Genomic DNA, 26,780 nt, shown 5'->3' on the forward strand with positions numbered 1-26,780 from the left:
GGGGGCCGGCAGATCATGCGCGGGGAGCGCACATTATGTCGACGTTTCCAGCGGAAAATAAAGGGGCGCGCCATTTATTGGGCGCAATCGGCCATGGCAACCTGCGCGCACATGCGTTGCGCATCGGGCGGCGGGTATTCGGCAGGCGAGCACTCGAAAATATCGGATGACGCACAATTTCGGGACATGACGCCCAAAATAGAACCTGAATGCACCTGTATTGTGCTTAAAGTCGCACAAATCAAAGCCGTTCGTTCCGAGATCCCGAAGTCGCGCAAGCGCTAGCCACCAATTTCGGTGCGCGCCGCACCGAATAGACGCTTTACGCACAACATTGGCCCATTTCTTGCATTCGTTGCCCGCTTTTTTGGCATACGCAGGAAACATCGATGGAAAGTCTTAAAACCGGTACCGACACCCTCTTTCTCTTATTGGGTGCGGCAATGGTGCTGGCCATGCATGCCGGGTTCGCGTTTCTGGAACTCGGTACCGTGCGCAAGAAAAATCAGGTCAACGCGCTGGTCAAGATTCTGGTGGATTTCTCCGTCTCGACAATCGCGTATTTCTTCATCGGCTACACGATCGCATACGGCACGCAGTTCTTCGGCAACGCTCAAACGCTGGCCGCGCATAACGGCTACGAGCTGGTGCGCTTCTTCTTCCTGCTGACCTTTGCCGCGGCGATTCCGGCGATCGTGTCGGGCGGCATCGCGGAGCGTTCGAAATTCAATCCGCAACTCTTCGCCACCTTCGTGCTGGTCGGCTTCATCTACCCGCTCTTCGAAGGGATCGTCTGGAACAACCGCTTCGGCATTCAGAACTGGCTGACCGGCGTGTTCGGCGTGCCGTTCCACGATTTCGCCGGCTCGGTGGTCGTCCATGCGTTCGGCGGCTGGGTCGCGTTGCCCGCCGTGCTGCTGCTGGGCGCGCGTCATGGCCGCTACCATCGCGACGGCGGCATTGCCGCGCATCCGCCGTCGAATATTCCGTTTCTCGCGCTGGGCGCCTGGGTGCTGGCGGTTGGCTGGTTCGGCTTCAACGTGATGAGCGCGCAGACCATCGACAAAATCAGCGGCCTCGTCGCCGTCAATTCGCTGATGGCGATGGTCGGCGGCACGCTGACAGCCTGGCTCGCGGGCCGCAACGATCCCGGCTTCACGTACAACGGCCCGCTCGCCGGGCTGGTCGCCGTGTGCGCCGGCTCCGATCTGATGCATCCGCTCGGCGCGCTGCTGACGGGCGGCATCGCGGGCGTGCTGTTCGTCTTTATGTTCACCTGTGTGCAGAACCGCTGGCGCATCGACGATGTGCTCGGCGTGTGGCCGTTGCACGGCTTGTGCGGCGCGTGGGGCGGCATTGCGGCGGGCATCTTCGGCTTGCCTGCGCTGGGCGGCATCGGCGGGGTGTCGCTCGGGGCGCAACTGGTGGGGACGTTGGGCGGCATCGCGGTGGCGGCGCTCGGCGGCACGCTCGTGTACGGCGCGATTCGCCTGACGGTGGGCCTGCGGCTCGACCAGGAGGACGAATACAACGGCGCGGACCTGTCGATCCACAGAATTTCGGCGACGCCGGAGCGCGAGAGCGTCGGCTGACGCGTTCGCCGCGCGGCAGCCTTCGACGGTTCAGTGGCGAGCAAGGCCCGAGGATGCGCCGGCGCTTGCCGCGCGAGCCGCTCCTAGCGGGACGATGAATCCACCGCGTCCGCGTTGCCGCCGACGATGCCGAATTCGATCGGACAACGCGTATAAAACACCGGCACGCTGCCTTGCCGCACGGCGGCGAGCAGCGTTTCGGCTTCCCCTTCGGTGACGGCGAAAATCACCTGCACCGGCTGATCCGCCAATTCGAAGAAACGCGCCGCGTGACGCGCGCCGGCGTGACCAATGCCTTCGGCGGCCGCCACGACGGTCGCGCCGCGAATGCCGGCCTGTTTGGCGACCGACAATAGCCATTCCACGACCGGCTGATGATCATGACGCCGGTTTTGCTCGCTATAAAACGTCAGCTGGTAGCCTTTCTTCATGTCGGCCTTCCTTGTTGAAGCCTGGCGGACCCGCACTCGACGTCGGCAGGCGCTGACTTCATTCTAGGTCACGCCCACGTGATGCCCGCAACGCTAGCCAACGACCCGCGCGACTACCCCGCGCCGCCGCCCCGACCTGTCCCCACATGCGCTAGCCGGTGTTAGACTTGCGCGCTGGAAATGGCATTCTCCCTTAACCGCCGTGGCGGCTGATGATGCCTGCTTCGCCCGGGTGACCGCGGACGCGGCAGCGCGTCTCCCGCTCAGCCCGGTTTGTCGACCTTCCGGTTTTGCCAGGCCTCTTCCCATGTATTGGTCCATTCTCGCGGTCGCCGTCGGCGGCGCGCTCGGCTCGCTGTTCCGCTGGTTTCTCGGCATCCGCCTGAACGGCTTGTTCGTCAGCTTGCCGCTCGGCACGTTCGCCGCCAATGTGATCGCCGGCTACATCATCGGCGTCGCGGTCGCGGGCTTCGCGCGGGCGCCGCACATCGCGCCGGAATGGCGGCTCTTCGTCATCACCGGGATGATGGGCGGACTCTCGACCTTCTCCACGTTTTCAGCCGAAGTCGTGCAGCGCCTGCAGGACGGCCGGCTCGGCTGGGCCGCGGGCGAGATCGTGATTCACGTGGGCGCGTCGCTCGTCATGACCGTGCTTGGTATCGCCACGGTCTCGTTGCTGTCGCGCTGAGAACGCCGCGGCGTGCCCCGTCACACGCCGAATGGGAACGTATCGGGCGTGCCTTCGCGCATCGGCGTCGGAAGCGGTTCAACGGCGCTGGTGCGATCGACCCAGACATAAGCGTCGAACTGATCGGCGAGCGACGCTTGCGCATAGTGGCTATAACGCTCGGTGTCCGGCCGATAGATCACGCCGATGAAACGTTCCAGCAGCGGTTCGCTCAAGCGCGCCCGCAACGCGTCGTGCACACCGGGGCGCAGATCCAGAAGAAAGCGCGGCTGCCCCGCGCGGTGCATCCAGTATTCATAGCTGTCATCCAGCGCCGGACGCACTTCCTTCACCTCCATCGGACCATCCCAGTCGCTTGCGGCGGCGACGGTGCCCGCGTGCGTGCCGAAGCCGATCAGCGCCGCCTCGTCGCCGAAGTACTCGCGGCATAACTGCCCGACGTTGATCTCTCGCGAGATGCGCCCCATCTCGGTCGCGCTGGCGTCGCCGATATGCGAGTTGTGCGCCCACACCACCGCGCGCGCGTGCGGGCCGCGCGCGTCGAGCGTATGGCGCAGCGTCTCGAACATATGCGTGTCGCGCAGGTTCCAACTGTGCGCGCCGCCGTAATACATGGCGCGGTAGTAGCGCTCGGCCGACGCGACGAGACGCGCGTTCTGCGACGCGTCGAAGAAAGTCTCGCCGTCATGCTCCGCGTAGTCGAGCCGGTTTCTCAGCAGATCCTGCAATTGAGCGACGACGTGTTGCTCGCATTGCGCATAGCCGCCCTCGAGCGCCGCGCGTCCGTACACGGCCGGGTCCTTCTGCCACGGACCGAAGCACCCATAGCGTTCGCGGGCAATACGGGCCGCGGCGGGATCGACGGAGTCGAGGTAGCGCAGCACGGCGTCGATCGACTCGGAGAGGCTATAGATATCGAGCCCATAAAGACGCGCCTGACGCTCCTGCGGCAGAGTGGCGTTATGGCCGCGCAGCCAGTCGGTGAACGCCTTCACATCGGTATTGCGCCACATCCACGTCGGGAAACGCCGGAACGGCGCTTCGCGACCGCTGGCGGGCGGCCGATTCCGCACGTGCCGGTCGAGCGCCGCCGCGTCGGGCCAATCGGCTTCCAGCGCGACGATCGAGAAACCATGCTCCTCGATCAGCCGCCGCGTGATGGCCGCGCGCAAGCGATAGAACTCGGCAGTGCCGTGGCTCGCCTCCCCGAGCAGGACCACGCGCCGCGCGGCGAAGCGGTCGGTGAAATACTCCAGTATCGCGGAATCGAAGTCCGTGAACGGCTCGGCGGCGGCGCGGATCGCCGCGGCCAGATCATCCGGCGCACGAGCGTGTTGCGTCGGACTGTCGGCGACGGCCGGCGGATCGAGCATCACGTCTTCGGCCGGCCAGCCGTCGTCGCCGATGAGCGGCACGAACATCACCGCGCCGAGCGTCCGTTCGTCGTAGTCGTGTTCGGTGCGGCGCACGACTTTCACGAGCCGCTGATGGTATCGCTCGTGGCCCACGGGCATGATGAGCCGTCCGCCGAGCGCGAGTTGCTCGCGCCACGCCCGCGGCACGTGCGGACCGCCGGCGGACGCGAAGATCGCGTCATACGGCGCGCCTTCCGGCAAACCGTGCGTGCCGTCTCCGGTATGCACCGTGACGTTGTCGATGCCCAGGCGCGCGAGCGTTTCGCGCGCGGACTGCGCGAGCGCCGCGTGGCGCTCCACCGTGTCGACATGCGCGGCGATGGCGGCGGCGATGGCGGCGGCGTAACCCGATCCGGTGCCGATCTCCAGGACCCGGTCACCGGGGCGCAACTGGGCCGCCTCGATCATGCGCGCCACGATGTAGGGCTGCGAGATGGTCTGCTGCTCGGCGATCGGCAACGGTGTGTCGTCGTAAGCGAATTCACGCAGATGCGCGGGCACGAACTCTTCTCGCGGCACGCGCCGCATCGCGGCCAGCACGTTCGGGTCGCCGATGGAGCGCCCGGCGATCTGACGCTCGACCATCAACTCGCGTGCCTCGGGCAAGTTGGTCATGGCTGCTCCTTGACGCTACGCCTCCCGCATTTCATAACAGGTCGCGAAGCTTGTAGTACCACATGCCGAGGACAAGGCCGGGTGCGCGCAGCATCGCGCCGCCCGGAAAACGACGATGGCGGATGCGATTGAACACCTCGAACCGCGAGGTTTCCCCCGCGATGCTGTCGGCCATCAGTTTGCCGGCCATGCCCGCGAACACCAGGCCATGACCCGAGAAGCCTTGCACGTAGTAGATGTTGTTGCCGAGCCGCCCGAGGTCGGGCGCGCGGTTCATGGTGATGTCGACGAACCCGCCCCACGCGAATTCCACGCCGAGATCCCCGGTTTGCGGGAACACGTCGGTCATGCGCACGCGCATGCGCTCGACGAGATTGCGCGGCGCCTTGGCGCTATACGTTTCGCCCGCGCCGAACAGCAACCGATGGTCGGCGCTGAGCCTGAAGTAATCCAGGACGAGGTTATTGTCCGACGCCGCCGCCCGGCCCGGCATCAACGCATCGGCACGGGCCTGTCCCATCGGTTCGGTGGCGACCATATAGGTGCCGACCGGCATGATGCGGCCTCTCAGTTCGGGCGCCAGTTCGTCGCCGAACTCGCCCAGATAGACATTGCCGGCGAGCACCACGTAACGGCAGCGCACCTCTCCCTCGGCGGTCTTGACGACCGGCTCCCGCCCTCGCTCCAGCCGGAATGCGGCGGTGTTTTCGAATAGCCGCACGCCGGCGCGGCGCGCGGCGGCGGCCAGTCCGAGGCAGTACTTCAACGGATGCAAATGGCCCGAGCCGGCATCGTAGGCGCCCGAAACAAAGCGATCGCTATTCAGATGTCCGGCGATCTGCGCGCGATCGAGCCATTGCAGCGGGTAATCGTAGACACGCGCCATGTGCTCCACCCAACGACGCAGCGCCTCCGACTTGCGCTTGCGCAACGCGAGCGTCAGGTAGCCCGAGATGTAGTCGCAATCGATGCCGTAGTCGCCGATGCGCTGCCTGAGCAGGCGCATGCCGTCGATCGACGCGTCCCACGCGGCCCGCGCCACTTCGCGCGGACACTGCGTTTCGATCGCATGCTCGCCTTCCGCGCCGAAGCCCACGAGCGCCTGGCCGCCGTTTCTTCCCGATGCGCCCCAGCCGATGCGATGGGCTTCGAGCAGCGCAACCGTGTAACCCATTCTGGCGAGTTCCAGCGCACATGAGAGGCCCGCGTAGCCCGCGCCGATCACACACACATCCACCGCCATCGATTCCTGGAGCGGCGCGCAGAGCGGCGCGCGAACCACGCTCGCCTCGTAGTACGACTTCTCCAGAACGCCCAGCTCTTTTTGCAGTAATCCGGCCATCAAGGCGCCTCCTCGCGCGCTCGCAGTCAGGCAACCCGTCAGGCAACCCGTATGTTGAGGAACTGCCACGGGTCGCTATCGTCCCGTGGCTCTTCGTAGAGCCGCGAATGCTGCGTGAGCGGCGTCCATTTGTCGTAGACGCCGACGACCTCGCCAAGATACGGGCGCGCGATGCGCATGACGGTTTCATAGTCGATGTCGTCGGGCTCGATCACCCCCGCTCGAGGGTTGGACAGCGCCCACACGATGCCGCCGAGAATGCCGGCCACCACCTGCAGACTCGTCGCCGTGTTATGCGGCGCGATGCGGCGTGTTTCCTCGGTGCCGAGCTGCGAGCCGAACCAGTAAGCGCCGCGCTCGTTGCCCATCAGCAGAACGCCGAGTTCGTCGATGCCCTCGGTGATCTCCTCGCGCAAGATCCGCTCGCGTTCCTGCGGCACCCATCCGCGGCCGGCGAGTTCGTCGATTGAAAGCACCGCGTCGTCGCAAGGTCGATACGCGTAATGGACGGTCGGCCGATAGACGACCTCGCCGCTTTCCCTGAGCGTGAGATGGTCCGCGATCGAGATGGACTCGCCGTGCGTGATCAGAAAGCCGTGATACGGTCCGCCCAACGGCGTCCAGCTACGTACCCGGGTGGCGAGGCCCGGGCGCGTCAGATAGATTGCCGCGTCCGAGCCGAAGCCGTGCCGGCACGCGTCGGCGGGCCAATGCCGTTCGTGCGTGCCCCAGCCGAGTTCGGCCGGCTGCAAGCCTTCTTCGATGAAGGCCTGCACGGACCACGTGTTGACGAATTCATTCGGCGCTTTCCTCGCCGCCGCGATCTGCGTGTCGTGTTCGGCGATGTGGATCGCCCGGATGTCGAGCCGCTGCGCGAGCGTTGCCCAGTCCTCGAAACTCGCGAGCCGTCCCACCGGCATATTGCTGTCCACCGCCATGTTGACCAGCGCCTGCTTGACGAGTGACGAGATCAGTCCGGGATTGGCGCCTTGCGTCAAAATGGCCGTGGGTCCGTCGCGCTTGTCGAGGCGGAATGCGAGCACGGCTTCTCGCAACGCATAGTTACTGCGGCGCGACGGCGGCCCCTTCTGGCTCGCGCCGCCTCCGCTCCACGGTTCGATCGAGGTATCGAGGTACAGCGCGCCGCATTCCCAGCAATACCGCACGAGCGCTTCGCTGGACACGTTCACGGAGAGATTCAGCAGAAAGTCGCCTTCGCCGACGAGCGGTTGAAGCACGGTCCGGTAGTTTTCCTCGGTCAGCGCCTCCTGCACGATCGCCACGCCGTACTCCTGCGCGATGGCGATGTCGTCGGTGGGCAGGCAAAGCACGGTCACCGCGCCGGGGTCCATGTCGATGTGCCGCAGCAGCAGCGGCAGCGACGAACTCGCGATACATCCGAAGCCCACGATCAGCATCCGGCCGTCGAGTCGCGCGTGTTTCGTGTCGAAAGAAGAGGCGTTGTTCATGGCGCGTGGCAAACCGTTGAGCGTGACACCCCGGTCGCAGCAATGCGCGTGCCGCCACGCGGACAGTGTCGCTATCCCACGCCGTCGCGAACTTCTCCTGGCGACCCGCGCGCGCTCGGATCGATAGCCGCGTCGGCAACATTTACATGGCTTGCATGCCGAACCATTCGGTGGCGGCACAGGCGGCAAAGGCGGTGTTTCCACTACTCAAGAAACGTCCTGCTCACGCCGTTAATGCAGACAGTAGCCGTCCATTGGAATAGGCCCGGAGACTCCATAGCACGGCCCCAGCATGCCAGCCGATACACCCTTTCTCAAATCCGTTCTCGCGACTCCGACGGCGGCCGACCACCCCGTGACGACGGGCGTGCGCATCTCGCTGCTCTCGTCCATCTTCGCGGATCGGCGCTCGCTTCTCATGTCCGGCTTCGCCACCGCCTTCGTCGCGCTGGTCGCGTTCGCGCGCTTGCATGAGGCGTGGACGTTGGCCTGGCTTCTCAGCGACGCGTGCGTTCTCGCCGCCCGGCTGACCATCGCTCAGGCGCTCGTCTCGCAGCGAGCTCCCGCGCTCGCGCATCTGCGCCGGCCGCTGACGTTCTACGTGCCGCTTTCGCTGCTGGCTTCCGCGTTCCTCGGCGGCGGCACGATGCTTTGCGTGATGTCGGGAGACGCGGCGCTCGCCTCGCTCGCCATCATGGTGACGGCCGGCATTCTCGGCGGCATCGCATCGAAAAACGCGGCCATACCGCGCCTTGCGATTTCGCAGATCTGTCTCGGCGCATTGCCGATCGGCATTGGCGCATTGCTCGCGCCATCGCGCGATTACTGGATTCTCGTACCGCCGCTTTTCATCTTCAGCACCGCGATGGCGTCGATTGTCCGGCGTCACTATTTTTCGCTCAGCGCATTGATGACCGCCGAGGAAAATCACGCGCAACTCGCCGCCCGCTTCGATGCCGCGCTCACGCACATGCCGCACGGCCTGTGCACCATCGACGAAGCGGGCAAGGTCATCATCGCCAACGGCCGCACAGCCGAACTGTTCGGCGCGAAGGCGGACGCGCTGCTGCTCAATGTGCCGTTTCCCGATTTCCTCTGGTACGTCGGCGTAAAAAAACTGGGCGAGCCGCGCGCACGACAATGGGTGGACGAATCGCGGGCGTGGCTGTCGGAGGGGCGCGGCCCGCTCGAACTCGACCTCGGCAATGGACGGAAGCTCGAGATGTCCCGCAACGTGGTGCCGGACGGCAGCGCCGTCATCATTATCGAAGACGTCACGGAGCGGCGGCGAGCCGAGGCGGAAATCCTGCATTGGGCCAGTCACGATCCGCTCACCGGCTTGTCCAACCGCCGCCGCCTGCGTGAGCAACTGGAGCAGATGTTGCTGCGGCAGACGAGCGGCGCCCATCGTGCGTCGGCGGTGATGTATCTGGATCTGGACGGCTTCAAGTGCATCAACGACAACCTCGGCCACCATGCCGGCGACGAAGTGCTGAAGGCCGTGGCGCATCGGCTCGAAAAAGGCTTGCGGCACGGCGAGACGGTGGCGCGGCTCGGCGGCGACGAATTTGCGATCGTCATCGAACGTACGACGCCCGCCGCGTGCGCCGCGCTTGCGCGGCGACTCATCGAGCAATTGTCCAGACCGTACCCGCTATCGTCCGGCGGAACGGTGACCATCGGCGCCAGCGTCGGCATCGCGCTCACCGTCGACGGCGAGACGCTCGAATCGCTGCTGGAGCGCGCCGATACCGGCTTGTATGAAGCCAAGGCCGCGGGGAAAGGCACCTTCCGCTTCGCCGCGGCGAGCAGCGTGGAAGCGCTCGACGAGAGCGCTCCCGGCGCGCCGTCGCGGATGCAGGAGTAGCGACGTCATGCCGCGATGCCGGCGGCGAGCGGAACGCGCGGATTTTCCGCGCGGCGTTCGCGTGTCGCATGTCGCGTGAAAATCGTTGGCTCATGGAGCGGGCCCGGAGATTGCCGCCAACGCATAAGCTGCATGACAAGCCGCACTGACGCGGCTGGCGAGGAGGAGCGAGGCGAATGGAACAGCTACCGTTCTTCACCATCGGTCATTCGACGCGGCCGCTGCCAGAATTCATCGCCCTGCTGGCAGCGTCGCGGGTTCAGACCTTGGCCGACGTGCGGAGCATTCCGCGTTCCCGCACGAATCCGCAGTTCAACCAGGAGAGCTTGCCGCAGGCGCTCGCGCACGCCGGCATCGACTATGTGCACCTCGCCCGGCTCGGCGGCCGGCGCGGCCGCACGAAAGCGGAGGGCGCGTCGCCGAACGCTTACTGGACGCATCCGGCCTTTCGCAACTACGCGGATTACGCGATGAGCGAGGCGTTCCAGGCGGGTCTCGCGGAATTGCTCGAACTGGGGCATCGGCGACGCACGGCGATCATGTGTTCGGAAGCGGTCTGGTGGCGGTGTCACCGTCGCATCATCACCGATTACCTGTTGCTGCACGGCGAGACGGTCGAGCACATCATGGACGCGCGGCATACGAGCCCCGCGACGATGACGCCGGGGGCGTCGCCGCAGCCGGGGTTGATACTGCATTATCCGCAGGCGCCGGATTAGCGATCCGGGGACGTGTGTGTGGTCATGCGCCGCGCCGGCTTGAAATTTTCGTCACAGGGTTCTAACCTGGAATTCGCTCAGGCAGACGACTCGTGTCACGCGCCGAGCGCGTCGCGGCATCTCGGCATCTCGGCATCGCGGCGCGTGATCGCGGCTGTCGATTGCCGGCTCTCCGGGCCGTTAGCTCAGTTGGTAGAGCAGCGGACTTTTAATCCGTTGGTCGGCGGTTCGAATCCGCCACGGCCTACCAAAGAAAGAGAACGAAAAACAATACTTTGCTCAACACTGGAAAGCCACTTACTTCACCGTGGGTAGCTTTACGGTGTGGCTGAATCTTGCCGAATCTTGCGGAATTCACGCTTGTGCGCATTAAGCGCGCGGCACGCTGATTGCTGAACCCTCATGGTCAAGCAGACGGCGGTCGTCTGCGTCGACATTCCAGTTCAATCAAGGAGGAACGGATGATGAACAAGGCAACCAGCATATTGATCGCGACCGTCACCGCACTCGCGCTGTCGGGCGGCGCTTATGCACAGGCGGGCGGAGGCTCGAGCGGCGACGGTACGTCAGGCAGCACGGCTGGCCCGGCGAACCAGGTGAACGGTGCAACGAGCGGCTACGGCACGCCAGGCGCCACCGGTTCGGACAGCGGGAACGTCGCCGGGTCGCCGAACTCGGGTTTGCCGAGTAGCACGAACAGCTCGAAGTCCGGCACCAGCGCGCCCAAGAGCAACAACACGCTGGCGACCCCAAGCACCAAGTCGCCGGCCGCCGGCCAATAACGCCGGAACACGGCATTCACCGCGCCGGCCGCTCGGCCGGTACGCCGGCGGAAGCGAGGAGTTCGTTCTCGACCAGATCGAACTTCAGCGGTGCGTCCGCGGAAAGGTGTTTTCTCTGCACGACGCGCCGCCACGTTCCATTCGCGTCCGGCTCACGATAAAACGCCACCACCGCCACGTACTGCGTGTCGCGCCGCATCGGCTGCGACACGCTTGCGGCCGGGCCGGGGTTGACCACCGTCGCGATGCTCGCTTGCAGGTCGTCGGCGAGCACGGTCTGGTCGTTCTTCAGCAGATCGTCGTATGACGCGGCATCGAAGCGCTTGCGGTCCTTGAGCTGGTACACCCTGACCGCGACCGAATACGGCCGGTTCGCGTCGTCGGGATTCAGAGCGGCGCCGAGGCTGACCGGAGAAGCCGGAGAACACAGCACCCTATCGACCGCGAGAATCCACCAAGCGACGCTCAATTCGCGTGGATGAATCACGCCAAAAAAAAGGCGTCACGTTTCCGTGACGCCTTAAAAAGTTCTAGCCATTCCGAGGGCCGTGCTAGAACCTGAGAGACGGCATTCGAAAGTTCGGCCGGCGAGGCTGCGCCCTGAACGGCGCGCAACACGTGGACTCGAGCACTTAGCTCAAGCGCCTAAGCGGCGGACTGTTACCGTGGACTGTGGAAAGGCACTCGACCAGACACTACGCGGACCACGGTAGGTATCGGGAGATTTCAAACGCAAGGACCCGAACCCGTCTTTCGAAATGAGGTTCCATTTTTTATGGTTATGCTGACTAAGTCAAGCAAAATCTAAACACACGCGCTCCGTTCCGGCAAAATGTTCCGATACAATAAATGTTCGGAGAAATAAGAACGCAATGCCCCAACATGGGGCTGTTCCAAGGCCTTGGCGGGTGAGTCGCCGGCGAGCCGGCGCGTAAAGAAACTGAAATATAGTTCCAAAAAAACCATGAACCGACCCACGTCCTCCCGAATCGCCGCCGACCAGGCCAAAGAAAAAGACGGTCCCGGCGAGGAAGTCACCGCGCTGGCACGCGGCCTCACCGTGCTGCGCTCCGTCGCCGCCGCCGACGCCCCGCTCAGCAATCGCGAACTGACTGAGATCACCGGAATTCCCAAGCCCACCGTCTCGCGCATCACCGCCACGCTGGTCAGCGCGGGCTTTCTGTTCCGCTTGCCCGACAGCGAGCGCTTCGTGCTGACGTCGTCGGTGCTGGAGTTGAGCAACGGCTTTCTGCGCAACTTCGACATTCGGGCGCGCGCGCGGCCGTTCCTGATCGAACTCGCCGAACGGACCGCGCTCTCGGTGCATCTGGCCGTGCGCGACCGTCTCGACATGGTGGTGATCGACGCGATCCGGCCGCGCTCGGCGGTGCTGGTGTCGCGCCTCGAGATCGGCTCGCGCATGAACCTGAGCCGCACCGCCATCGGCCGCGCCTATCTGGCGGCGCTCGCCGAACCGGAGCGCGAAAAGCTGCTGATCGGCCTGCAAGCCGCGGAAGGCGACGACTGGGGTCACGTCGGCAGCCGGCTCGAAAGCGCATTGCAAGAAACCATCGAGCAAGGTTTCGCAATCGCCACCGGCGAGTGGCACGACGGCCTGAACGCCATCGCCCTAGGCTTCATCGGACCGTCGGGCGAACGCTATGCGGTCAACTGCGGCGGCTCCGCCGACCAGTGCCCGCGCGATTGGTTGATATCGCGCGCGGCGCCGGCCCTGCTCGAATGCGTCTCCCGGATCGTTCTGGAAATCGGCGGCACGCCGGGGCGCCGACTCGACAACTGAGATGCCCGAGGGCTCGCCGGTCGGCGGCCATCGGCAACCAGACGTCCTGTAACCCTCGTAACCAAAAGAAAAATACACGGGTGGACTGTTACAGAGCCCGCGACGTAGGATCATGCATTCCCGTCGCGGACGCTCGCCCTGGCTCGTTGCCACTGCGTCGACATTGCATCGGCAGTGTTTCGATAGCGCACCGGGCGATCCGTCGTGATGCCACGTTGGGTTAGCATCTCTGTCCCGCGCCTCGGGTAGCATCGCGCTGAACACGCGCAGCGCCCGCACTGTCGAAACCGCCTGTTACGCCGCGCGAGCCGGGCCGCCGAACTGTCCCGGCGGCTCGTATGCGAGCGGCTCACATCAAAAGCCAGCCACCTGACGAACCGATGGACGAACAACAAAAGCATTCGGAAACCACACGCCCCGCCGCCCCGGCTTCGCCACCGTCCGCGAGCGGCGCGCCCGGCGCGGTAAAGCGCCACCGCGGCCGCAACCTCGCGCTGCTGGTCGCGGCGCTCGTCATTCTCGGGGTCGTGCTGTGGCGCTGGCATCCGTGGGGCGGCCCCGGCGGCGGCGCAAGCGGCGCTTCCAGTGCAAGCGGCGCGAGCGGTGGAAGCGGCGGCCGCGCGGGCCGCGGCGGGCCCGGCGGCATGGCCAACATGCCGCAGCCCGTGCACGTCGCAACGGTGACGCAAGGCGAGATGCCGGTGGTCTTGACGGCGCTCGGCACGGTCACGCCGCTTGCCAGCGTCACGGTGCTGCCGCAGTTGAGCGGCGTGCTGCAAGACGCGTATTTCAAGGAAGGCCAGATGGTCAAGAAGGGCGACGTGCTCGCCCAGATCGACCCGCGCCCCTATCAGATCTCGCTCGACAACGCGCAAGGCACGCTCGCGCGCGACGAGGCCTTGCTGCAAACCGCCCGGCTCGATCTGAAGCGTTACCAGACGCTGCTCGCGCAAGACTCGATCGCGAGCCAGCAGGTCGACACGCAAGCCTCGCTCGTGCGCCAATACGAGGGCACCGTGAAGTCCGACAAGGCGAACATCGACACCTACAAGCTCGACCTCGCCTACGCGCGCATCACCGCGCCGGTGTCGGGGCGCGTCGGTCTGCGCCAGGTCGATCCCGGCAATTACGTCACGCCGAGCCTGACCAACGGCATCGTCGTGATCACGCAGTTGCAGCCGATCAGCGTGATCTTCACCACCTCCGAAGACAACCTTCAGCAGATCCTCCAGCAAACGCAAACCGGCGCGAAGCTTTCGGTCACCGCCTACGACCGCAGCAACACCACGTCGCTCGAAGGCGGCACGCTCGAAACGCTGGACAACCAGATCGACACCACCACGGGCACGGTCAAGCTGCGCGCAGTGTTCCAGAACACGAAGAGCCTGCTGTTCCCGAATCAGTTCGTGAATACGCGTCTGCTCGTCAACACGATCAAGGACGCGGTGATCGTGCCGACGCCGGCCGTGCTCAACGGCTCGATGGGACAGTTCGTGTATGTCGTGAAGCCGGACAACACGGTGAGCGTGCGGCCCGTCAAGGTCGGCCCGGTGGACGGCGAGCGCACCAGCATCAAATCCGGTCTGCAAGTCGGCGAGCGCGTGGTGATCGACGGTTCCGACCGGCTCAAGGAAGGCGCGAAGATCACGATTCCAGCCGAAAAGCCGCGCGGCGCATCGGGCGCGCATGGCGCAAGCGGCGCGGCCTTCGCGTCGGGCGCATCCGGCGCACGCGCGCATCGCGGCAAACACGCGGCGCAAGCCTCGCAATAAAGTAAAGGCACGGCCATTACCGCATGAATCCATCCCGCGCCTTTATTCTGCGTCCTGTCGGCACCGCGCTTCTGATGGCGGCGATCATGCTGGTGGGTCTCGTTGCGCTGCGCTTCCTGCCGCTCTCCGCGCTGCCCGAGGTCGACTATCCGACCATCCAGGTGCAGACGTTCTATCCGGGCGCGAGCCCGGACGTGATGACCTCGTCGGTCACCGCGCCGCTCGAGCGGCAGTTCGGACAGATGCCGTCGCTGAACCAGATGTCGTCGCAAAGCTCGGCCGGCTCGTCGATCATCACGCTGCAGTTCAGCCTCGACCTGCCGCTCGACATCGCCGAGCAGGAAGTGCAGGCGGCGATCAACGCAGCCGGCAACCTGCTGCCCTCCGACCTGCCCGCGCCGCCGATCTACGCGAAGGTCAATCCGGCCGACGCGCCGATCCTCACGCTCGCGATCACGTCGAAAACGCTGCCGTTGACCCAGGTGCAGGACCTGGCCGACACGCGTCTCGCCCAGAAAATCTCGCAGGTGGCGGGCGTGGGTCTCGTGAGCCTGTCGGGCGGCCAGCGCCCCGCCGTGCGAATCCAGGCGAATCCGCGCGCGCTCGCCGCATACGGCCTGAATCTGGACGATCTGCGCACCACGATCTCGAACCTGAACGTCAACACGCCGAAGGGCAATTTCGACGGCCCCACGCGCAACTACACGATCAACGCGAACGACCAGTTGACCGACGCCGAGGCCTACAAAAGCGCGGTGATCGCGTACAAGAACGGCCGCGCGGTGATGCTGACCGACGTCGCCACGATCGTGCAAGGCCCCGAGAACACCAAGCTCGGCGCATGGGTCGACAACACGCCGGCGATCATCCTGAACGTGCAGCGCCAGCCGGGCGCGAACGTGATTCAGGTGGTGGACAGCATCAAGAAGCTGTTGCCGCAGTTGCAGCAGTCGCTGCCCGCCGCGCTCGAGGTGCGGATCGTCACCGACCGCACCACCACCATCCGCGCCTCGGTGCGCGACGTGCAATTCGAACTGGCGATGTCGGTGGTGCTGGTGGTGCTGGTGATGTATCTGTTCCTTGCCAACGTCTATGCGACCATCATTCCGAGCTTGTCGGTGCCGCTGTCGCTGATCGGCACGCTCGCCGTGATGTACCTGTGCGGCTTCTCGCTAGACAACTTGTCGCTCATGGCCTTGACCATCGCGACGGGCTTCGTGGTCGACGACGCGATCGTGATGATCGAGAACATCGCGCGCTACGTGGAGCAAGGCGAATCGCCGTTGGAAGCGGCGCTGAAAGGCTCGAAACAGATCGGCTTCACGATCATCTCGCTGACGGTTTCCCTCATCGCCGTGCTGATTCCGCTGCTCTTCATGGGCGACGTGGTCGGCCGCCTGTTCCACGAATTCGCGATCACGCTCGCCGTGACCATCGTGATCTCGGCCATCGTGTCGCTCACGCTGGTGCCGATGATGTGCGCGAAGCTCCTGCGCCACTCGCCGCCGCCTGAGAGCCACCGCTTCGAAGCGCGGGCGCACCGCTTCATCGACTGGGTGATCGCCCGTTACGCGGTCGCGCTCACATGGGTGCTGAACCGGCAGCGCTCCACGCTGGTCGTCGCGATTCTCACGCTGGTGCTGACCGGCGTGCTGTACGTGTTCATTCCGAAGGGCTTCTTTCCGGTGCAGGACACCGGTGTGATCCAGGCGATCACGCAGGCGCCGCAGTCGGTGTCGTATGCGTCGATGGCCGAGCGCCAGCAGGAACTCGCCGCGCAGATTCTCAAGAACCCGGACGTGCAAAGCCTCACCTCGTTCATCGGCGTGGACGGCAGCAATATCACGCTGAACAGCGGCCGCATGCTGATCAACCTGAAGCCGCGCGACGACCGCGACAACACCGCGAGCGAGGTGATTCGCCAGTTGCAGCGGGACGTGGCGCATATTCCGGGCGCGTCGCTGTACATGCAGCCGGTGCAGGACCTGACCATCGACTCGACGGTCAGCCCGACGCAGTACCAGTTCATGCTGACCGATCCGAACATCGGCGAATTCACGACGTGGGTGCCGAAGCTCGTCGAGCGGTTGAGGCAGTCGCCGGAACTCGCCGACGTCGCCACCGACTTGCAGGACAACGGCCAGTCGGTCTACGTCGAAATCGACCGCGCCACCGCGTCGCGCTACGGCATCACGCCGGCCACCGTGGATAGCGCGCTGTACGACGCGTTCGGCCAGCGCATCGTCTCCACCATCTTCACGCAGTCGAACCAGTACCGCGTGATCCTGGAAGCGCAGCCGCAGATGCAGCACTACACCGAGTCGCTGAACTCGATCTATCTGCCCTCTTCCACGGCGACGGGCGGCCAGGTGCCGCTGTCGGCGATCGCGCGGTTCATCGAAAAGCCCGCGCCGCTGCTGGTCACGCACCTGAGCCAGTTCCCGGCCACCACCGTCTCGTTCAATCTCGCGCCGGGTTCGTCGCTCGGCGCGGCCGTGAAGGCGATCGAGCAGGCGCAGAAAGACATCGGCTTGCCGGCCTCGTTCCAGACGCGCTACCAGGGCGCGGCGCTGGCGTTCCAGGCGTCGCTGTCGAACGAACTGTTCCTGATCCTCGCGGCGATCGTCACGATGTATATCGTGCTCGGCGTGCTGTACGAGAGCTTCATTCACCCGATCACGATTCTGTCGACGCTGCCCTCGGCCGGCGTCGGCGCGCTGCTCGCACTGCTGATCACCGGGCACGATCTGGACATCATCGGCATCATCGGTATCGTGCTGCTGATCGGCATCGTGAAGAAGAACGCGATCATGATGATCGACTTCGCGCTCTACGCCGAGCGCGAGGAAGGCAAGGCGCCGCGCGAGGCGATCTACCAGGCGTGCCTGCTGCGCTTCAGGCCGATTCTGATGACCACGCTCGCCGCGCTGCTCGGCGCGCTGCCGCTGATGCTCGGCACGGGCGCCGGTTCGGAGTTGCGCCGGCCGCTCGGCATCGCGATCGCCGGCGGCCTGATCGTGAGCCAGTTGCTGACGCTGTTCACCACGCCGGTGATCTACCTCGGCTTCGACGCGCTCGCGCGCCGCATGCGCGAGCGCTTCAATCGCGGCAAGCCGGTGCCGCCCGCCACCGACGCGGGAAGCTGACCGATGAACCTGTCGCGTCCGTTTATCTCGCGCCCGGTCGCCACCACGCTGCTCGCGATCGGCATCGCGCTGGCCGGTATTTTCGCGTTCACCCAACTGCCGGTCGCGCCGCTGCCGCAGGTCGATTTTCCGACCATTTCCGTGCAGGCCTCGCTGCCGGGCGCGAGTCCGAATACCGTCGCCACCAGCGTCGCGAGTCCGCTCGAACGGCATCTCGGCTCGATTGCCGACGTCACCGAAATGACCTCGATGAGTTCGGTCGGCTCGACGCGCATCACGATGCAGTTCGGCCTGAACCGCGACATCGACGGCGCCGCGCGCGACGTGCAGGCCGCGATCAACGCCGCGCGCGCCGACCTGCCCACGAGCCTGCGCAGCAACCCGACCTATCACAAGGTCAATCCGGCCGACGCGCCGATCATGATTCTCGCGCTCACGTCGAATACGCTGACCGCCGGCCAGTTGTACGACTCCGCCGCCACGGTGCTGCAGCAGTCGCTCTCGCAAGTGGACGGCGTCGGCGAAGTGGACGTGAGCGGCTCGGCCAATCCGGCCGTGCGGGTCGAGCTGGAACCACAGGCGCTGTTCCACTACGGCATCGGTCTCGAGGACGTGCGCGCGGCGCTCGCCGCGGCCAATGCGAACAGCCCGAAAGGCGCGATCGAGTTCGGCCCGAACCGCGTGCAGATCTACACCAACGACCAGGCGAGCAAGGCGTCGCAATATCGCGACCTCGTGATCGCCTATCGCAACGGCGCGGCCGTGAAGCTCTCCGACGTGGCCGAGGTGGTCGATTCCGTCGAGGATCTGCGCAACCTCGGCCTCTTCAACGGCAAGCGCTCCGTGCTGGTGATCCTGTACCGCCAGCCGGGCGCGAACATCATCGAGACCATCGATCGCGTCAAGGCGATGCTGCCGCAACTGCACGCGTCGCTGCCCGCCGATGTCGACATCACGCCGACCGCCGACCGCTCCACCACGATCCGCGCCTCGCTGAGGGACACCGAGCTCACGCTGGTGATCGCGATGGCGCTGGTGGTGATGGTGGTGTTCCTGTTCCTGCGCAACTGGCGCGCCACGCTGATTCCGAGCGTGGCCGTGCCGATCTCGATCATCGGCACGTTCGGCGCGATGTACCTGCTCGGTTTCTCGATCGACAACCTCTCGCTGATGGCGTTGACGATCGCCACCGGCTTCGTGGTCGACGATGCGATCGTGGTGCTGGAGAACATCTCGCGCCATATCGAGAACGGCGTGCCGCGCATGAAGGCCGCGTTCCTCGGCGCGCGCGAAGTCGGCTTCACGGTGATGTCGATCAGCATTTCATTGGTCGCCGTGTTCCTGCCCATTCTGCTGATGGGCGGCATCGTCGGGCGGCTCTTTCGCGAGTTCGCGCTGACGCTGTCGCTCGCGATCGGCGTGTCGCTGATCGTCTCGCTCACGCTCACGCCGATGATGTGCTCGCGCCTGTTGCGCGAGCCGCACGAGAAAAAGGAAGAAGGCCGCTTCGGCCGCTGGCTGGAACGCGGCTTCGCGTCGATGCTGCGCGGCTATGAGCGCACGCTCGGCTGGGCGCTGCTGCATCCGCGTTTGATCGTCACCGTTCTGCTGTTCACGATCGGCCTGAACATCTGGCTGTACATCATCGTGCCGAAGGGCTTCTTTCCGCAGCAGGACACCGGCCGGATGATCGGCGGCATTCAGGCCGATCAGAGCACCTCGTTCCAGGCCATGAAGGGCAAGTTTGCGCAGATGATGGAGATCGTCGGCAACAACCCGGCGGTGGACAGCGTGGTCGGTTTCACGGGCGGCCGGCAGACCAACGCCGGCTTCATGTACGTCTCGCTCAAACCGAAGAGCGAACGCAAGATTTCCGCCGACCAGGTGATCCAGCAACTGCGCGCGCCGCTCGGCGACGTGGCCGGCGCGCGCACCTTCCTGCAGGCGGTGCAGGACATTCGCGTGGGCGGGCGGCAATCGAACGCGCAGTACCAGTTCACGCTGCTGGCCGATTCCACGCCCGACCTGTACCTGTGGGGGCCGAAGCTCACCGAGGCGCTGCAGGCGCGCCGCGAACTGGCCGACGTGAATTCCGACCAGCAGCAAGGCGGCCTGGAGGCGATGGTGACGATCGACCGCGCCAGCGCGGCGCGGCTCGGCATCAAGCCGGCGCAGATCGACAACACCTTATACGACGCGTTCGGCCAGCGCCAGGTGTCGACGATCTACAACCCGCTGAACCAGTACCACGTGGTGATGGAAGTCGCGCCGAAGTACTGGCAGAGCCCAGACATGCTGAAGCAGATCTACATCAGCACGTCGGGCGGCAGCGCGAGCGGCGCGCAGACCACGAACGCGCCGGCGGGCACGGTCACCACGCAGACCGCCACTTCGTCGAGCACGAGCACCAGCGCGTCGGCGGGCGGCACGGCGGGCACCACCGCATCGAGCGCGGCCACCATCGCCGCCGATTCCGCGCGCAACCAGGCGATCAATTCGATTGCGACGAGCGGCAAGTCGAGTGCTTCGGCGGGCGCGGCGGTGTCGACCTCGAAGGAAACGATGGTGCCGCTGTCGGCGATCGCGAGCTTCGGGCCGGGGAATACGCCGTTGTCGGTGAATCACCAGAGCCAGTTCGTGGCTTCGACTATCTCGTTCAATCTGCCGCCGGGCGTGTCCTTATCGACGGCGACTCAGGCGATCTACGAGACGATGGCGCAGATCGGCATGCCGGCCACGATCCACGGCAGCTTCCAGGGCACGGCGCAGGCGTTCCAGCAGTCGATGTCCGATCAGCCGATCCTGATTCTGGCCGCGCTGGCGGCGGTGTATATCGTGCTGGGGATGCTGTATGAAAGCTATATCCATCCGCTGACGATTCTGTCGACGTTGCCCTCGGCGGGCGTGGGAGCGTTGCTCGCCTTGCTGCTGTTCAAGACCGAGTTCAGCATCATCGCGCTCATTGGGGTGATCCTGCTGATCGGCATCGTGAAGAAGAACGCGATCATGATGGTGGACTTCGCGATCGAAGCATCGCGGCAAGGGCTGTCGTCGCGGGATGCGATTTTTCAGGCTTGTTTGCTGCGCTTCCGGCCGATCATGATGACCACCTTCGCCGCGCTCCTCGGTTCATTGCCGCTGGCGTTCGGCCGCGGCGAAGGGGCGGAACTGCGGGCGCCGCTCGGCATTGCGATCGTGGGCGGCCTGATCGTCAGTCAGATGCTCACGCTCTATACCACGCCGGTGGTTTATCTCTACATGGATCGGGTTCGGGTGAGGTGGGAGGCGAGGAAGGCGCGGCGGGGGGGAACGGCGGCGACCTGACCAATTCAGTCGCGGCGCGAAACCCCTACGGCCTATGCCCCGCCGCCCACTCCTTCACCGCTTTCAACGTGTTCTCGACGTGCTTCTCCGGCGAGAGGCTCGTGTACTCGTAAATGATCTTGCCGTCCGGCGCGATCACGTACGACACGCGGTTAGCCATCGACGCATGCATCGGCATGCCGGCGTCGTATGCGCCGATCACCTTCGAATCGGCGTCCGCCGCCACCGGAAATTTGCTGCGGCATTCGCTGACCGAAAACTTCGTCAACGTGTCGATGTTGTCGTGCGACACGCCGATCACCGTCGCGCCATATTTCTTGTACTCGTCGACGGCTTCGGCAAACTCGTGCGCCTCGATCGTGCAGCCCTTGGTGAAGGCCGCCGGATAGAAGTACAGCACCACCGGCCCTTTCTTCAACTCGTCGGCGAGCGAATAGGTGTAGGTCTTGCCGCCGAGCGATGCCTGCGCGGTAAACGGCGGCGCGGCGTCGCCCGGCTTGAGCGTCGCCGAGGCCGTCAGCGAATGCATGGCGATTCCCACCGACATCGCGGCGGCCAGCGCCGCCGATACGAATTTTCTGTTCATCCGCAGTTCCTCCTGGCGTGAATGCACGCGGTTCGTCCAATGACTCGAAGGTCGTGGCGACCTCCCATGCCATTGGACCACGTATGAACAAGCGGCGTCGGAATCCGCTCAAGACGGGAACGCGAGCCGCCGCCCGCAACCTTAGGCGGCCGCCTCCTCGACATGCGCGCCAAACCACAGCGCCGCGCACAGATTCAGCTCGGCCAGCACGTCGGGCGTGAGCGCGGCGAAGCCGGGCGGCGCATCGGGGCCAGCCGCGATCGACGCCGCATCGGCGCCCTCGCCGGCCGCTTCCGCGACACGCAGCAAGGCGCCGAGCGTGCCGCCGCGCGAGACGATCGCCTCGCGAATCCGCGGCGCGAGGCCGAGTTTCTCCAGCACCGCAGCCGGCGTGCTGCCGACCACCACATGCACCAGCGAAAAAATGCCGGTCATGAAAGCCGCATCGGCGAATTCATCATCGGCCGGGCGCAGCCGGCTTGCGGCCAGTTCCATGAAGCGCGAGCGCGTGCCTGCGAGGTGCACCAGCGGATCGGCGCGCCACGGCAGATCGCCGCTGTCCGCGTAGAGCAGCAGTTGCGCCCAGCGCGCGATCTGCCGCGTGCCCGCGGCGATGATCGCCTCGCGCAGCGACGCAATATTGCGCCCGAGGCCGAACGCACTCGAATTGACGAGGCGCAGCAGTTGCACCACCACGCCGGGGTTCAGCTTGAGTTCGGCCTCCAGCTCGACGATGCCGGCATCGCGCGAAAGCAGTCCCAACAGACGCAGCAGGCCTGGCCGCAGCGAGCGGTTGCGCGGCGCGGTCAACACCTGCGGCCGCGCGAAGAAGTACCCCTGGAACAGATCGAAGCCGAGCTCGCGGGCAAGCATGAAGTCCTCGCGCGTCTCGATCTTCTCGGCGATCAGCGTCTTGCCGTGAGCGCGCACGGCCGCCGCCAACCCGGGCAGCGCGTCACGCGCGGTCAGCAGAAAATCGATCTTGACGATGTCCGCATACGGCAACGCCGCGAACAGTTCGTCCGACAGTTCGCTGACGTCGTCGAGCGCCACTTCGAAACCGGCGCGCCGCAATTCGGTCAGCCGCCGCGTCAGTTGCGGATCGAACTTCACGGTTTCGAGGATTTCGAGCACGAAGCGCTCGGGCGGCATCAGATGGACGATGTCGTTAAAGAGCAGCGCGCGGTCGATGTTGACGAAGCCGCGATGCCGCCCGAGCACGGCCGGCACACCGATCCCGCCGATGGTGCGCGCCACCACGTGCGCGGTGGCCTGGGCGTCGTTGCCGACTTCGGCATAGTTATGCGCGCCCGCTCGAAACAACAATTCGTAGCCATGCAGCGCGCCGTCGCGATCGAGAATCGGCTGGCGGCCCAGGTAGACGAACTGGCCCGCGGCATCGGCCCTACCATCGGCCCTAACATCGGCCCCGGCATCGGCGCCCGCGGCAGACGGATCGAGCACCCCGCAACGCCGGGAAATAGCCCTGACAATGTGACGTTCAGACATGGATCATCGGCGCAAGGGTTCGGAAAGGCCATGCAGCGGCGTCACAACCGGCACTGCATAACAGGTTTGCCGTATTAACGGACACCGGGCCGTCGCGCTTTAACCGAACGGGTCCAGAAGCACGGCCAGCGCGCACGACGGCTCCCTTACAGCATGTTTCTTGCATCAATCGCTAAAGATTTGCCGGCGCGGGTCGTTATCTTGTTCTGATGGGGCGGCCTGATACCTCTCGACCCGCCCGAGCACGGCGGACCGCGAGCCGCTCCGCCTGCAGACGAACACAGGTTGCCAGCGACAAACATGGAAGCGAACAGGATCACCGCGCCCCGCCGGGGCTCCTTGCGCACGGTCGTGGACCGGCTTCGGGCGTTCGGCCGGCGCGCGGACGTCAAGCCGCGGATGGCCAATAGCCGCGCCGCGCAACTGGAACAGGTGGTCGGCGCCGTCGATCTGCTCGCGCATGTCGACCGCGAACTGCGCTTCATCTACGTGTCCGACGCCAGCCTGCGCTTCATCGGCTACCACCGCGAGTATCTCGAGACCGTCACGCTGCACGAACTCGTCGCGCCCGCCGACGTGGCGCGCCTCGACGCCCTGCTCGCGCGCGCCGCCGCGTCGGGCAACGTCGAGAAGGCCACGCTCGGTCTCATCAAGTCGTTGACCTATCCGATCACGGTGGAACTGCGCGTGGTGCGCAGCAATCACGACGGCATCGACGGCTACGCGATCGCCGGCTTCGACGTTTCCGCGTGGCGCGCCAGCGAGGAACGCCTGACCCAGGCGCTGCATCTGGACCGCCTCACCAATCTGGCGAATCAGCCGGCGCTGATCCCCGCCGTGCTCGACGCGCAACAGCAAGCCGACGCGCACGGCACGCCGGCCGCGCTGCTGCTGCTCGACATCGACGACTATCAGCGCGTGAACCGCGCGCTCGGCTACGACGCCGGCGACGAGATGCTGCGCGACACCGCGCGGCGTCTGTTGAACATGACGAGCCCGAGCGAGACCGTCGCGCGCGTGGCAAGCGACGAGTTCGCGATCCTCGTCAAGCCCGCCGCCAGCCGCACCGACGCGGCCGCCGCCGCGGAAGCGCTGGCGCGGCGGCTGTTGACCGCGATCCAGCAGCCGTATGCGTTCAACGGCCAGCAGGTGCATCTGTCGGCGAGCATCGGCATCGCGCTCTATCCCGACGTGCGCCATGCCAACGACACCGCCGGCCACGACACCCATCTGCTGCGCTGGGCCGACCATGCGTTGCTGCAAGCCAAGGCGGCCGGCGGCAACACGCTCGCCTTCTACGTGCCGGACGACAACCCCGCCGACGCCGAGCGCCTGAAGCTCGAGGCCGATCTCTACGACGGCGTGCGCAACGGCGAGTTCTCGCTGCACTTCCAGCCGATCACGAGCAGCCGCACGCACGGCGTGGTCGGCGTGGAAGCGCTGATGCGCTGGTCGCATCCGGTGCATGGCCTCGTGCCGCCGTCGATGTTCATTCCGCTCGCGGAGTCGATCGGCCTGATCAACTTCCTCGGCAACTGGGTGTTGAAGGTCGCCTGCATGCAGTTGATCCAATGGGATGCGCAGGGCATCTCGCTGCAATACGTGGCGGTGAACGTCTCGCCGCAGCAGTTCCGCGACCCGCGCTTCAAGGACGCCGTGCGCGAGGCGATCGAGTTGACCGGCATCGATCCGCGCCGCCTCGTGTTCGAGATTACGGAAAGCCTGCTGATGCACGACCCCGCGCACGCCAAGGTGCTGCTCGAGGATCTGACCGCGATGGGCATCCGCTTTGCCGTCGACGATTTCGGCACCGGCTATTCGAGCCTGGCTTACCTGCAACGATTCCCCCTCGCCAAGCTCAAGATCGACCGGAGTTTCGTCGAGAATCTGCTAACCTCGCGAAACGATCAGGCCATCGTGAGCGCCGTCGTCGGCCTCGCGCAAACACTCGATCTCGAACTGGTGGCCGAGGGCGTCGAAACGGAAGCGCAGCGCGCGCTGCTCACCGAAATGGGATGTGACCACATACAGGGATGGCTCGTCTGCCAGGCGCTGCCTTCCGAGGAACTCGCGCAGCGTTTCGAGGCGCGCTCGCTTCACCTGCACACCGTCTAGCGATGCGGTCCCAGCGCTCACGCGGCGAAACAAGCCGGCTCATGGCCGGCGTGGCATTCATTGGAACAGGTATGGCTTCTGCGGGATTCACATGGTAAAGGCGGCAGTGCTCGACCGGCTCTGGACGCGAATGAGCGAGCGCGGCGATTTTCCGATGCTGTCGCAGTCGCTGCGCAGCACCATGGCGGCGATGAACAATGACGACCTCGACTTCACCGGCCTCGTCCAGGTGGTGTTATCGGACTTCGCGCTGACCCAGAAAGTGTTGCGGCTCGCCAATTCGGCGATGTACATGGCGTTCGGCGGCAACATCACCACCGTCTCGCGCGCGCTGATGGTGCTCGGCATGGACGCGGTCGGCCACCTCGTCGTCGGCCTGAAGATCGTCGATCACTTTCATCACAGCGCGCCGCGCCGCATCGACGCGAAACTCGAATTGAACCGCACCCTGCTCTCGGGCTGCGTCGCGCGCAAGCTGACCGAGCGCGGCGATCTGCGCGCCGGCGAGGAAGCCGTGGTCTGCACGCTGATGCGGCAGATCGGCAAGCTGCTGGTGGTGTTCTATCTCGACGCCGAGTGGGACCAGATCCGCCGGCATATCGACGACGGCGCGCTCGAGACCGACGCCTGCGTGCTGGTGCTCGGCGTCACGTTCGACGAGATCGGCGCCGAAGCCGCGGTGCGCTGGCGGCTGCCCGACATGATCCGCTCCGGCATGGGCGAGTTCGACCCGCAGGACACCGAGCAGCCGCGCCAGGTGCAATGGCTGCGCGCGATCACCAATTACTCCACGGCCGTCGCCGACGTGCTCACCCAGTCGGGCATGCCGGAGGAGGAGCGCGAGGCGCGCATCGGCGAACTGGCGCAGGAATATAGCCGCGTGCTGAACACCGATCCCGAAGTGCTGCTCGAGATGAGCGTGGCGCTGGCCCGCGAGGAAGGCGGCGACGGCGTGATGCGCGAGATCGTCGAATTGCGCGCCAACGCGGACGCGATCGCGCGCGAGGCGCTCAATCCGGAAGCGCGCATCGCCGCGGGCGTGGAGGATCTGCGCGGTCTGCCCACCGGCAGCCCGCTCGCGCCGGCGCTTGCGATGGCCTCGGAAACCGTGCTTGCCGGACTGGGTTTTGCGCGCACCGTGGTGTTCGTCAAGCACAGCAACGGCACCTTCAAGGCGCGTTTGGGTCTCGGTCCGAAGATCGACGCGGCGCTGCCCCGGCTGACGTTCAACACCGCCTTCGAGCCCGACGTGTTTCATCTCGCGATTGCGAACTCGGTCGGCATTTTCATCGAGAACGCGCGAGATCCGAAGATGGTCGCGCGGCTGCCCGAGTGGTTCCGCCGCTCGTTCGACGACGCCCGCGCCTTCGTTCTGTTGCCGGTGGTCGACGAAACCGGGCAGACGGTGGCGCTGCTGTACGGCGACTGGTCGCATACTCAGGAGCCACGCAGAATCTCGCAGAAGGAAATGAGCGTGTTGAACGAACTGGCCAAGGAGTTAGGCCGTTTTTTTGGTCTGGGGCAGATGCGGGAAATGGAGACGATGTGAAGACGTGGCGTGATCGTTGATCGCGGCGCTTCACTTGTTACCGGTTCTGCATTTGCCC

At 65.4% G+C, this 26,780-nt stretch carries 18 protein-coding genes, 1 tRNA gene and 1 riboswitch; of the genes, 12 read left to right on the forward strand and 7 right to left on the reverse strand.

The genetic code is table 11. The features are described from left to right. Positions 1-389: 389 nt before the first annotated feature. Positions 390-1,592 carry an ammonium transporter gene (locus tag ACOCG7_RS24025; protein WP_083083986.1) on the forward strand — a complete coding sequence of 401 codons (1,203 nt, stop codon included), beginning with the start codon at positions 390-392 and terminating at the stop codon, positions 1,590-1,592. A gap of 83 nt (positions 1,593-1,675) precedes the next feature. Here ACOCG7_RS24025 and ACOCG7_RS24030 read toward each other — a convergent pair whose 3' ends face one another. After that, on the reverse strand, positions 1,676-2,023 hold the full coding sequence (locus ACOCG7_RS24030) for a DUF190 domain-containing protein (protein WP_083083987.1): 348 nt from the start codon (positions 2,021-2,023) through the stop codon (positions 1,676-1,678). A 167-nt stretch (positions 2,024-2,190) separates the two neighbouring features. Then, positions 2,191-2,252, forward strand: a riboswitch (Fluoride riboswitch). Between the two features lie 78 nt (positions 2,253-2,330). On the opposite strand from ACOCG7_RS24030, the gene crcB reads away from it, so the two are divergent. Further along, entirely contained in the window at positions 2,331-2,711 is a 381-nt protein-coding gene (gene crcB / locus ACOCG7_RS24035; protein ID WP_073430039.1) for a fluoride efflux transporter CrcB, read from the forward strand. Positions 2,712-2,731: 20 nt separating this feature from the next. Here crcB and ACOCG7_RS24040 read toward each other — a convergent pair whose 3' ends face one another. Genes ACOCG7_RS24040 through ACOCG7_RS24050 form a run of 3 tightly spaced genes read right to left on the reverse strand, consistent with a single transcriptional unit; the run spans position 2,732 to position 7,552 of the window. Then, entirely contained in the window at positions 2,732-4,741 is a 2,010-nt protein-coding gene (locus ACOCG7_RS24040; RefSeq protein WP_083083988.1) for a protein-L-isoaspartate(D-aspartate) O-methyltransferase, read from the reverse strand. A gap of 31 nt (positions 4,742-4,772) precedes the next feature. Then, complete coding sequence (locus ACOCG7_RS24045) at positions 4,773-6,083, reverse strand: NAD(P)/FAD-dependent oxidoreductase (protein WP_083083989.1); 1,311 nt, start codon at positions 6,081-6,083, stop codon at positions 4,773-4,775. A 38-nt stretch (positions 6,084-6,121) separates the two neighbouring features. Next, positions 6,122-7,552, reverse strand: coding sequence for a homospermidine synthase (locus tag ACOCG7_RS24050; protein ID WP_083083990.1), 1,431 nt, complete (start codon positions 7,550-7,552; stop codon positions 6,122-6,124). A 292-nt stretch (positions 7,553-7,844) separates the two neighbouring features. On the opposite strand from ACOCG7_RS24050, the gene ACOCG7_RS24055 reads away from it, so the two are divergent. From ACOCG7_RS24055 to ACOCG7_RS24070, 4 genes are all read left to right on the forward strand, one after another. Next, positions 7,845-9,419 (forward strand): sensor domain-containing diguanylate cyclase, encoded by a 1,575-nt coding sequence (locus ACOCG7_RS24055; RefSeq protein ID WP_083083991.1) that lies wholly within the window; start codon positions 7,845-7,847, stop codon positions 9,417-9,419. 176 nt (positions 9,420-9,595) lie between these two features. Then, the gene (locus tag ACOCG7_RS24060) at positions 9,596-10,138 is read left to right on the forward strand and encodes a DUF488 family protein (RefSeq protein ID WP_083083992.1); all 543 of its coding nucleotides are present in this window, start codon (positions 9,596-9,598) and stop codon (positions 10,136-10,138) included. 174 nt (positions 10,139-10,312) lie between these two features. Beyond that, positions 10,313-10,388: transfer RNA gene (locus ACOCG7_RS24065), tRNA-Lys, on the forward strand. A gap of 214 nt (positions 10,389-10,602) precedes the next feature. Continuing rightward, positions 10,603-10,920 (forward strand): hypothetical protein, encoded by a 318-nt coding sequence (locus ACOCG7_RS24070; RefSeq protein ID WP_083084345.1) that lies wholly within the window; start codon positions 10,603-10,605, stop codon positions 10,918-10,920. 16 nt (positions 10,921-10,936) lie between these two features. On the opposite strand, the gene tssJ is transcribed toward ACOCG7_RS24070, so the two are convergent. After that, the gene (gene tssJ / locus ACOCG7_RS24075; protein ID WP_421380428.1) at positions 10,937-11,389 is read right to left on the reverse strand and encodes a type VI secretion system lipoprotein TssJ; all 453 of its coding nucleotides are present in this window, start codon (positions 11,387-11,389) and stop codon (positions 10,937-10,939) included. Between the two features lie 495 nt (positions 11,390-11,884). On the opposite strand from tssJ, the gene ACOCG7_RS24080 reads away from it, so the two are divergent. The 4 genes from ACOCG7_RS24080 to ACOCG7_RS24095 all read left to right on the forward strand — a co-directional run bounded on the left by ACOCG7_RS24080 (position 11,885) and on the right by ACOCG7_RS24095 (position 20,963). Further along, a complete protein-coding gene (locus tag ACOCG7_RS24080) occupies positions 11,885-12,721 on the forward strand; it encodes an IclR family transcriptional regulator (RefSeq protein ID WP_073430045.1) in 837 nt (278 codons plus the stop codon). Between the two features lie 380 nt (positions 12,722-13,101). Beyond that, positions 13,102-14,493: an MdtA/MuxA family multidrug efflux RND transporter periplasmic adaptor subunit gene (locus ACOCG7_RS24085; protein ID WP_083083994.1), complete on the forward strand. Its 1,392-nt coding sequence runs from the start codon at positions 13,102-13,104 to the stop codon at positions 14,491-14,493. 23 nt (positions 14,494-14,516) lie between these two features. After that, positions 14,517-17,639, forward strand: a complete 3,123-nt coding sequence (locus ACOCG7_RS24090) for an MdtB/MuxB family multidrug efflux RND transporter permease subunit (protein WP_073430047.1) — start codon at positions 14,517-14,519, stop codon at positions 17,637-17,639. A gap of 3 nt (positions 17,640-17,642) precedes the next feature. After that, a complete protein-coding gene (locus ACOCG7_RS24095; RefSeq protein WP_083083995.1) occupies positions 17,643-20,963 on the forward strand; it encodes an efflux RND transporter permease subunit in 3,321 nt (1,106 codons plus the stop codon). Between the two features lie 25 nt (positions 20,964-20,988). On the opposite strand, the gene ACOCG7_RS24100 is transcribed toward ACOCG7_RS24095, so the two are convergent. Both ACOCG7_RS24100 and ACOCG7_RS24105 read right to left on the reverse strand, forming a co-directional pair. Beyond that, on the reverse strand, positions 20,989-21,549 hold the full coding sequence (locus ACOCG7_RS24100) for a peroxiredoxin (protein WP_083083996.1): 561 nt from the start codon (positions 21,547-21,549) through the stop codon (positions 20,989-20,991). A gap of 141 nt (positions 21,550-21,690) precedes the next feature. Then, a complete protein-coding gene (locus ACOCG7_RS24105; protein ID WP_083083997.1) occupies positions 21,691-23,058 on the reverse strand; it encodes an EAL and HDOD domain-containing protein in 1,368 nt (455 codons plus the stop codon). Between the two features lie 300 nt (positions 23,059-23,358). Between ACOCG7_RS24105 and ACOCG7_RS24110 the strand changes: the two genes are divergently transcribed. Both ACOCG7_RS24110 and ACOCG7_RS24115 read left to right on the forward strand, forming a co-directional pair. After that, the gene (locus tag ACOCG7_RS24110) at positions 23,359-25,173 is read left to right on the forward strand and encodes a putative bifunctional diguanylate cyclase/phosphodiesterase (RefSeq protein WP_073430051.1); all 1,815 of its coding nucleotides are present in this window, start codon (positions 23,359-23,361) and stop codon (positions 25,171-25,173) included. Positions 25,174-25,264: 91 nt separating this feature from the next. Then, on the forward strand, positions 25,265-26,722 hold the full coding sequence (locus tag ACOCG7_RS24115) for an HDOD domain-containing protein (RefSeq protein WP_073430052.1): 1,458 nt from the start codon (positions 25,265-25,267) through the stop codon (positions 26,720-26,722). The last annotated feature ends 58 nt before the right edge of the window (positions 26,723-26,780 follow it).

The organism is Paraburkholderia sp. DD10, from assembly GCF_049177125.1.
GTDB classification, from domain to species: Bacteria; Pseudomonadota; Gammaproteobacteria; order Burkholderiales; family Burkholderiaceae; genus Paraburkholderia; species Paraburkholderia terricola.